2 tRNA genes and 3 rRNA genes are annotated in these 1,418 nt (G+C 51.2%); all 5 read left to right on the top strand.

The features are described from left to right. Positions 1 to 81 (top strand): 16S ribosomal RNA (locus HNR77_RS29865); the annotation flags it as partial. Between the two features lie 100 nt (positions 82 to 181). Continuing rightward, positions 182 to 298 (top strand): 5S ribosomal RNA (gene rrf, locus HNR77_RS29860). Between the two features lie 34 nt (positions 299 to 332). Beyond that, positions 333 to 409, top strand: a tRNA-Ile gene (locus tag HNR77_RS29855). A 23-nt stretch (positions 410 to 432) separates the two neighbouring features. Continuing rightward, positions 433 to 508: transfer RNA gene (locus HNR77_RS29850), tRNA-Ala, on the top strand. A 208-nt stretch (positions 509 to 716) separates the two neighbouring features. Continuing rightward, positions 717 to 1,418: ribosomal RNA gene (locus HNR77_RS29845) — 23S ribosomal RNA — on the top strand; the annotation flags it as partial.

Here is a 1,418-nt window from a genome sequence, read left to right as displayed (position 1 = left end):
CCGCCGAAGGTGGGATAGATGATTGGGGTGAAGTCGTAACAAGGTAGCCGTATCGGAAGGTGCGGCTGGATCACCTCCTTTCTATGGAGAATCGTTTCCCGAGCGGAAACATTCAAATAAGCAGCTCAGCTGCAAACTTACTCACTCGTTGCTCAGTTTTGAGAGCTCAAACTCTCAAACGTTTGGTGGCGATAGCGAAGGGGTTCCACACGTTCCCATCCCGAACACGACCGTTAAGCCCTTCAGCGTCGATGGTACTTGGACCGCAGGGTCCTGGGAGAGTAGAACGCCGCCAAGCGTAACCCATTACGGGTTCGAAACTTATATATTGTGGGCCCTTAGCTCAGTTGGTTAGAGCGCACCTCTGATAAGGGTGAGGCCGGTGGTTCGAGTCCACCAGGGCCCACCATTTACACAACTTAAATTATATATGGGGCCATAGCTCAGCTGGGAGAGCGCCTGCCTTGCAAGCAGGAGGTCAGCGGTTCGATCCCGCTTGGCTCCACCAACAAGATTTTACAAGCTTGTTCTTTGAAAACTAGATATCGAAACGAAACAAACGCGAATTAGAACATTCCTTTTTAGCTGAACTTGTGTTGAACAAGTTTCAATAAAAACGGTAGTGAACATTGCAGTTGCGATGGTATCGGATGTGAGCGACTTTTGGCTTTGCGAAGCAAAACAAGGGAAGCGAGCAGTCGAAACCGGAGCACGATGGTTAAGCTACTAAGAGCACACGGAGGATGCCTAGGCGCTAGGAGCCGATGAAGGACGTGGCGAACAACGAAACTGCCTCGGGGAGCTGTAAGCAAGCTTTGATCCGGGGATGTCCGAATGGGGAAACCCAGCTGGGGTAATATCCAGTTACTCACAACTGAATACATAGGTTGTGTAGAGGCATACCAGGGGAACTGAAACATCTAAGTACCTTGAGGAAGAGAAAACAACAGTGATTCCGTCAGTAGCGGCGAGCGAACGCGGAGAAGCCCAAACCAGAGAGCTTGCTCTTTGGGGTTGTGGGACGTCTCACATGGAGTTACAAAGGAGCCGGTTAAACGAAGAGGTCTGGAAAGGCCCGCCAAAGAAGGTAAAAGCCCTGTAATTGAAAGTCTGCTCTCTCCGAGACGGATCCCGAGTAGTGCGGGGCACGTGAAACCCCGTATGAATCCGGCAGGACCATCTGCCAAGGCTAAATACTTCCTAGCGACCGATAGTGAAGCAGTACCGTGAGGGAAAGGTGAAAAGCACCCCGGAAGGGGAGTGAAATAGAACCTGAAACCGTGTGCTTACAAAAAGTCAGAGCCCGTTTTAGGGGTGATGGCGTGCCTTTTGTAGAATGAACCGGCGAGTTACGTTCCCGTGCAAGGTTAAGGTGAAGAGCCGGAGCCGCAGCGAAAGCGAGTCTGAATAGGGCGAAT

This window comes from Paenibacillus sp. JGP012, assembly GCF_014203995.1.
GTDB lineage: Bacteria > Bacillota > Bacilli > Paenibacillales > Paenibacillaceae > Paenibacillus > Paenibacillus silvae.
The sequence above is the reverse complement of the archived record's forward strand: the minus strand, read 5'-3'. Positions and strand labels throughout refer to the sequence as shown.